9 protein-coding genes are annotated in these 6,901 nt (G+C 66.1%); 2 read left to right on the top strand and 7 right to left on the bottom strand.

The features are described from left to right. Positions 1-354, top strand: a 354-nt coding sequence (locus ACYQ2W_RS24765; RefSeq protein WP_459873442.1) for a toll/interleukin-1 receptor domain-containing protein, incomplete at its 5' end; no start/stop codon positions are given. Positions 355-541: 187 nt separating this feature from the next. Here ACYQ2W_RS24765 and ACYQ2W_RS24760 read toward each other — a convergent pair. From ACYQ2W_RS24760 to ACYQ2W_RS24730, 7 genes are all read right to left on the bottom strand, one after another. Then, a complete protein-coding gene (locus ACYQ2W_RS24760) occupies positions 542-1,501 on the bottom strand; it encodes a 4Fe-4S binding protein (RefSeq protein ID WP_459873440.1) in 960 nt (319 codons plus the stop codon). Beyond that, the gene (locus tag ACYQ2W_RS24755) at positions 1,498-1,899 is read right to left on the bottom strand and encodes a magnetosome magnetite crystal formation protein family (RefSeq protein ID WP_459873438.1); all 402 of its coding nucleotides are present in this window, start codon (positions 1,897-1,899) and stop codon (positions 1,498-1,500) included. The genes ACYQ2W_RS24760 and ACYQ2W_RS24755 overlap by 4 nt, the downstream gene beginning before the upstream one ends. After that, positions 1,883-2,692 carry a CbbQ/NirQ/NorQ/GpvN family protein gene (locus ACYQ2W_RS24750; protein WP_459873436.1) on the bottom strand — a complete coding sequence of 270 codons (810 nt, stop codon included), beginning with the start codon at positions 2,690-2,692 and terminating at the stop codon, positions 1,883-1,885. Before ACYQ2W_RS24750 ends, ACYQ2W_RS24755 begins: the two co-directional genes overlap by 17 nt. A gap of 5 nt (positions 2,693-2,697) precedes the next feature. After that, entirely contained in the window at positions 2,698-2,964 is a 267-nt protein-coding gene (locus ACYQ2W_RS24745; RefSeq protein WP_459873433.1) for a cytochrome C oxidase subunit IV family protein, read from the bottom strand. Further along, entirely contained in the window at positions 2,961-3,557 is a 597-nt protein-coding gene (locus ACYQ2W_RS24740; protein WP_459873431.1) for a cytochrome c oxidase subunit 3 family protein, read from the bottom strand. The genes ACYQ2W_RS24745 and ACYQ2W_RS24740 overlap by 4 nt, the downstream gene beginning before the upstream one ends. Positions 3,558-3,629: 72 nt before the next feature. After that, the gene (locus ACYQ2W_RS24735) at positions 3,630-5,036 is read right to left on the bottom strand and encodes a cbb3-type cytochrome c oxidase subunit I (protein ID WP_459873429.1); all 1,407 of its coding nucleotides are present in this window, start codon (positions 5,034-5,036) and stop codon (positions 3,630-3,632) included. A 15-nt stretch (positions 5,037-5,051) separates the two neighbouring features. Then, positions 5,052-5,432 carry a c-type cytochrome gene (locus tag ACYQ2W_RS24730; RefSeq protein WP_459873427.1) on the bottom strand — a complete coding sequence of 127 codons (381 nt, stop codon included), beginning with the start codon at positions 5,430-5,432 and terminating at the stop codon, positions 5,052-5,054. Between the two features lie 281 nt (positions 5,433-5,713). On the opposite strand from ACYQ2W_RS24730, the gene ACYQ2W_RS24725 reads away from it, so the two are divergent. Then, positions 5,714-6,445 carry a Crp/Fnr family transcriptional regulator gene (locus ACYQ2W_RS24725; protein WP_459873425.1) on the top strand — a complete coding sequence of 244 codons (732 nt, stop codon included), beginning with the start codon at positions 5,714-5,716 and terminating at the stop codon, positions 6,443-6,445. Positions 6,446-6,901: the final 456 nt, after the last annotated feature.

Here is a 6,901-nt window from a genome sequence, read left to right as displayed (position 1 = left end):
CTCTATCACCTCCTGATTCGGCTTGGGTATCGGGTACATAAGGATTCGTATGACGTCGCTGCAAGTCAGAATATCGGCGATCGCTTGCGTGACTTGATTGCCGACAGCGATTTGGTGGTGACTCTCCTTACTTCGGAAGCTATTGCTAGTCGCTGGATTAGCATGGAACTTGATTTTGCGGCGGCTCTTCGAAAACCGATTCTTCCAGTTGAACTTGAGCCTATGGCCGATGAGATTGCCCGTTCTGTTCCCCATGTTTCCCGGGACAGTATCCATTGGGCAGACGCAAAACGTGGTTACGCCGCTCTTATCGAACATATTGAACAGGCGATAAGTGAGAAGAAGGTTTTTTGATGCTGAGGGATATCTCCTATTTTTAACTTTAGCACCATATAGCACCCGGAACCGCACTCCTGAGCCGTACCACCGCTTGAGTGTTAGCAGTCTCCGCCACGCAGTTGATTCTGCGGAGGTAACGTTTTGGGCTCTTTGTTGGGAGACATGCTGTCGGTGTTTGGCGTTGCTGTGGGCGCGGCCCGCCTTATGCGGGTTTTGGGAGAGTGTCTGATTCGCGACGCTGGCCCAGGGTTGGTTCGGCGATGGGATGGGCCGCTTCGTCCTCCACCCAGCGCATCAAGGTTGCCTCCCCCTGCCGCGCCTGCACCTGAATGCAGGCAGAGACGCACTCCCCGCACTCGGTACAGGTGAACATCTTCCGCTTCAACCCGCGCGGCTTGAGGCGCATCGGGCAGGCGTTGTCGCAGGCGTTGTTGCAGCTTTGGCGTTCCCGCGCCCGTTCCATCGCGAATCCCACCACCATGGCGTCGCGGTTGGCCATCCAGGCGAGGCTCTGGAACAGGCCCACGGCGCAGGCGTAGCGGCAGAAGAGGTGGCGGGCGAAGAGGAATTCGACGCTGAGGGCGGCGGTGGCGACGGCGATGAAGGTGAACTGGTTGGCGGTGAGGCGGCCGTGGAACAGGTTGCCGTAGACCTCGGCCGGCGGCAGCAGGTAGGTGAGCAGGACCACCGCCCAGAGGAAGGCGAAGGCGATCGCCGTCGCGACGGTGGGCAGCCAGTAGCGGGGGGAGGGGGTTTCGACATGGCCGTCGGCCTGCTCCCGCGGTAGCGGTTGGCGTTCCCACAGGGTGGGGCGGCCGGAGGCGCGGCGCATCAGGCGGTTGATCAGTTCCACCACCGAGAAGTGGGGGCAGAGCCAGCCGCAGTAGAGGCGGCCCCAGCGCCAGGCGCTGCCGATCAGCAGGCCGCCGATCAGGGCGAGCGGCAGCAGGCCGAGCAGCAGCAGGTTGAGCGCGGCGTCGGCGATGTCGGCGCGGCCGGCGAGGAAGTCGTCGATGCCCAGGGTCCAGTCCTGGCCGAAGAAAATGGCGTGGCCCAGGTTGAGGTCGATGCGCAACAGGTCGAGCGGCGGGGCGAGGAGGAACAGGGCGAAGAAGCCGATCTGGGTGAGCATCCGGCTGCGTTGGATGACGGTGCGTTTCACGGGGTGGGTTTTCCGCAGCCGTGCGGCAGCCGCCGGCCCACCAGCGGGAAGTGCCAGCAGCGGCCGGCCATGGCGTGGGCGAGGCCGATGATGCCGAGCAGCACCAGGCTGGTGTGGGCGACGGTGAACCAGAGCACGGTCATGGTCCAGCCGGCGGCGCTGCCGCCGCCGGCGAGCCACAGCACGCCGCTGATCAGGGCGATCAGTACGCCGGCCCACAGGCTCGCCGCCAGGGTCTGCTCCAGGTGGGCGGCGGCCAACGGCGGGGCGTGGCGGTGGCGGCGCCAGTAGAGGGTGGCGAGGGCGATGAAGCCGAGGCCCGGCAGCATCAGCAGGTTGATCAGGTAGAGCGCCTCGGCGGCGATCGCCAGGCGGCGTCCCTCAGCCGAGGACGGCATCGATCACTTCCGTCAGCGCGGCGAGGGTCTCGCGGTCGTCGGTGAGCGGTTCGGCGAGCGCCGCGATGCACGCCTCGCGGCGGTCGAGGCCGCTGCGGATCAGGTTGGCGGCGTAGACCACCAGGCGGGTGGAGGCGGCCTCTTCCAGGTCGTGGTCCTTCAGCGCGCGCAGGGCGCCGGCCAGGTTGACCAGGGTCTCGGCCAGGGCCCGTTCGGCGCCGCTCTCGCCGATCACCACCTCGATTTCCCGGGCGGCGTCGGGGAAGTCGAAGGAGAGGGCGACGAAGCGCTGGCGGGTGCTCGGCTTCATCCCCTTCAGCAGGTTCTGATAGCCGGGGTTGTAGGAGACCACCAGCATGAACTCGGGCGGCGCCTGGAGCTCCTCGCCGGTGCGCTCCAGGGGCAGGATGCGGCGGTCGTCGGTGAGCGGGTGGAGCACCACGGTGGTGTCCTTGCGCGCCTCCACCACCTCGTCGAGGTAGCAGATCGCCCCCTCGCGCACCGCGCGGGTGAGCGGGCCGTCGCTCCAATAGGTGCCGCGCTCGCCGATCAGGTGGCGCCCCACCAGGTCGGCGGCGGTGAGGTCGTCGTGGCAGGCGACGGTGTAGAGCGGCCGGCCGAGGCGCGCCGCCATGTGCTGGACGAAGCGGCTCTTGCCGCAGCCGGTGGGGCCCTTGATCAGCACCGGCAGGCGGTTGTGGTAGGCGTGCTCGAACAGCACGGTCTCGTTGCAGTGGGGGCGGTAGAAGGGGAGTTCCCGCTGTAGGCGGGTGACGGTGTTGTTCCGTTCCATTCGGTTCAGCCTCCGGGAGTGAGGTAGAAGGCCCCGGCGATCAGCGCGCCGGGGACGGTCAGCCAGATCAGGATCACCCAGCGCCACGGGCCCTGGAGGCCGCGCAGGCCCATGAACCAGTCGCCGACCAGTTGGCCCTTGACCAGCGCCAGGCCGAGGGTGGCGAGCGCCACGGTGAGGCCGCCGAGGCCGGCCTCGCCGATGGCGTAGGTGAGCGCGGTGAGGGCGGTGAGCGCCAGATAGACCTTGGTGCAGGGGCGGAGCGTGTTCATCGCATCACGTAGACCAGCGGGAAGAGAATCAGCCATACCAGGTCGACCATGTGCCAGTAGCTGGCGCCGCTCTCCACGCCGCTGTGCTCGGCGGCGCTGTAGCCGCCGCGGTGGGCCTTCAGCGCCACCGCGGCGAGGATCACCATGCCGAGCAGCACATGCATGAAGTGGAAGAAGGTGAGCGCCAGGTAGTAGGTGTAGAAGGGGTTGGTGCTGAGGGTCATGCCGTGGGCGAAGTGGTGGGCGTACTCCGCGGATTTGACCGCGACGAAGAGCGCGCCCATGGCCAGCGCGGCGACCAGCCAGCGCGTGCATTCGGCGGCGCGGTCGGCGCGGATCGCCGGCACGGCCCGAACGGCGAAGTAGCTGCCGGTGATCAGGGCGATCGTGTTGATCAGCGCCGAGGTACGGTCGAGGGTCGCCTGGTAGTGGTCGAACAGCGCCGGGTGGTGCATGCGGGCGAAGGCGTAGCTGGCGAAGAGCACGGCGAAGACCAGCAGTTCGGCGAGGATGAAGATCCACAGGGCGAGGTCGCCGGGGGGATGGCGGTCGGCGACGGGCGGGGCGGGGAGGGTGGTGGTCTCTGCGGTCATGGTGGGTTGGCGGCGGGGCCGTCACTCGGCAATGGGAAAAGGGGCGGGGCGTCCCTGCCCTACCCGCATCCATCACGCGGTGGCCGGCTCGGCGTTGGGCACCGTGGCCTCGGCCTCGTTGCGGGCGACGAAGAAGCTCGCCACGTAGCAGAGCAGGCCGATCAGGAAGATCACGCCGGTGAACTCGCGCAGCCAGTAGAAGAGCGCGATCTTCTCCTGCACCACCATGAAGGGCAGCGGGTCCTCCGAGTAGCGCTGCAGGTAGACCTGGAGGATGCCGGCGGCGGTGAGGAAGAGCGTGATGAAGACCATCGACACCGTCATCAGCCAGAACGCCCACATCTCCAGCACCTGCGAGCGGTTGCTGTTGGCCGCCTTGCGTCCGCGCAGCATCGGCATGGCGTAGGAGATCATCGTCAGGTTGATCATCACGTAGGCGCCGTAGAAGGCCATGTGGCCGTGCGCGGCGGTGATCTGCGAGCCGTGGGTGTAGTAGTTGATCGGCGCGAGGGTGTGCAGGAAGCCCCACACGCCGGCGCCAAGGAAGGCCATCACCGCGGTGCCCAGCGCCCACAGCATCGCCGCCTTGTTGGGGTGGTTGCGCCGCCGCCGGTTGACCATGTTGAAGGCGAACACCGTCATCATGAAGAACGGGATCGGTTCCAGTGCGGAGAACACCGAGCCGAGGAGCTGCCAGTACTCCGGGGTGCCGATCCAGTAGTAGTGGTGGCCGGTGCCGAGGATGCCGGTGATCAGCGTCATGGCGATGATCACGTAGAGCCACTTCTCGACCACCTCGCGGTCGACACCGGTGGTCTTGATCAGCACGAAGGCGAGGATCGAGCCGAGGATCAGCTCCCATACCCCCTCCACCCAGAGGTGGACCACCCACCACCAGTAGAACTTGTCCAGGACCAGGTTGTCGGGGTTGTAGAAGGAGAAGAGGAACAGCACCGCCAGCCCGGCCAGGCCGATCAGCAGCACCAGGGTGACCACCGTCTTGCGCCCCTTCAACACGGTCATCGCGATGTTGTAGAGGAACGCCAGGGCGACCACCACGATGCCGAGCTTGGTGATCGTCGGCTGCTCAAGGAACTCACGCCCCATGGTCGGCAGCAGGTCGTTGCCGGTGAGCTTGGCCAGACCCGCGTAGGGCACGGTGAGGTAGCCGAGGATGGTCAGGGCGCCGGCGACGAGGAAAATCCAGAACATCGCCAGCGCCAGTTTCGGGCTGTGCAGTTCGGTCTCCGACTCCTCCGGTACCAGGTAGTAGGCCGAGCCCATGAAGCCGAACAGCAACCAGACGATGAGCAGGTTGGTGTGGACCATGCGCGCGACGTTGAACGGGATCGCGGGGAACAGGAAGTCCCCCCAGACGTACTGCAGGCCGAGGATCAGACCGAACAGGATCTGGCCGACGAAGAGGCCGATGGCCGCGATGAAATAGGGTTTCGCGACCGCTTGCGACGAGTATTTCATGGTGTGCTCTCTCCCTTAACCCTGGATGTTCGGCGGCCAGTTGGCGTCGTTGATCTCGGAGGTGTATTTGAGGAACGCCGCCACCGCCTCCAGCTCGTCGTGGCTGAGGTTGAACTGGGGCATGCTGCGCCGCCCCGGTATGCCCTGCGGCGGGCGGCTGGCGATGAACGCCATGATTGCCTCGGTGCTTCCGCCGAAGCGCTGGTAGACGTTGCCCAGCTCCGGTGCGAAGTAGGCCCCCTCACCCATCAGGGTGTGGCAGCCGATGCAGTCGTTGCGCTCCCACACCGCCTTGCCCAGGGCCACCTGCGCGGTGAGGTTGCCCCGGTTGTCACGCTTGGGCAGGGCGCCCATGGTGTCGAAGCTGAGGGCGAGGAACAGCAGCAGAAAGAACACGGAACCTCCGAAGAAGATGTTCCGCGCCATCGTTTTGGTGAACGCTTGTGCCATGGATTGAGGTCCTCCCGTTGTGGCGGACCGCCCCTCTCGGCCGGGGGCGGGCCTTGCGTGACGGACCCGCCTTTCCCGAGGTCGGGTGGAGCGGGTTCGTCGCGGGGCCATTCAACTCCGCGCCATCGCCCGCAACCTTGACATTGGTCAACCCGCCTTTTCCGCTGCTGTGGAATGCTCACCTCAACGGCAATTTCGCCGTATCGAAGACAGGTTGGAGGCGACCCATGATCGAGGAGCTGAAGACCGGATTCCTGTTCGCCGGGTTGTCGGAAGAGCAGTTGGCGCGGGTCGCCGCGCGGGCGCGGCGGCTGAGCCTGGAGGAGGGCGAGGCGCTGTTCGAGCAGGGGGACGCCGCCGAGCGCTTCTTCCTGGTGCTGTCGGGGCAGATCAAGCTCTACCGGCTGTCGCCGGAGGGTAACGAGAAGGTGATCGAGGTGGTGGTGCCGGGGAGCACCTTCGCCGAGGCGCTGATGTTCCTCCATCGGCCGCGCTATCCGGTGGGGGCGCAGGCGCTCTATGCCGCCGAGCTGATCAGCATCGACGCCGCCGACTTCGCGGCGATGCTGCGCGAGTCGGTGGATACCTGTTTTCTGCTGCTCGGCGACATGAGCCAGCGGCTGCGCGGGCTGATCCGCGAGATCGACGATCTCAGCCTGCACAGCGCCACCTGCCGGGTGGCGGGGTATCTGGTCTCCAATCGGCCGGAGGTGGGGGATGAGTTCTCGTTGGAGATCCCCAAGCAGGTGTTGGCCTCGCGGCTATCGGTGAAGCCGGAGACCTTCTCACGGATCATCAAGTCGCTGGCGGTGGAGGGGATCATCGAGGTCAAGGGGAGCCGGGTGAAGATCAACGACGGCGAGGCGTTGCAGCGAGTGGCGGATGTCTGCGCGCTGCCGCATGACCGGTTGCAGTCGACGTTTCTTTATCCGTGCAAGCCGTCGTTTGTGCGGAATTGAGGGGGGGGGGCTTTCTGTGGTTATCGAGGTCCTACGAGAGGCACCGTAGGAGCGGCCCTGAGGCCGCGATGGCGCCGTTTCCGTTGACCTCCGCCGGTTTGTTTGGAGCACGGCACTCCGTACCATCGCGGCCTTGGGGCCGCTCCTACAGGGGCGGTTTTGTTGTAAGAGCGGCCCTTAGGCCGCGATGGCGCCGTTTCCGTTGACCTCCGCCGGTGTCTTTGGGGCACGGCACTCCGCACGATCGCGGCCTTGGGGCCGCTCCTACGGGGACGGTCTTGTTGTAGGAGCGGCCCCGAGGCCGCGATGGCGCCGTTTCCGTTGACCTCCGCCGGTGTCTTTGGGGCACGGCACTTCGCACGATCGCGGCCTTGGGGCCGCTCCTACGGGGGCGGTTTTGTTGTAGGAGCGGCCCTTAGGCCGCGATGGCGCCGTTTCCGTTGACCTCCGCCGGTT

It is taken from the genome of Endothiovibrio diazotrophicus (assembly GCF_054657215.1).
Note: the sequence above shows the minus strand (reverse complement) of the source record. Positions and strands in the feature narration are given on the sequence as shown.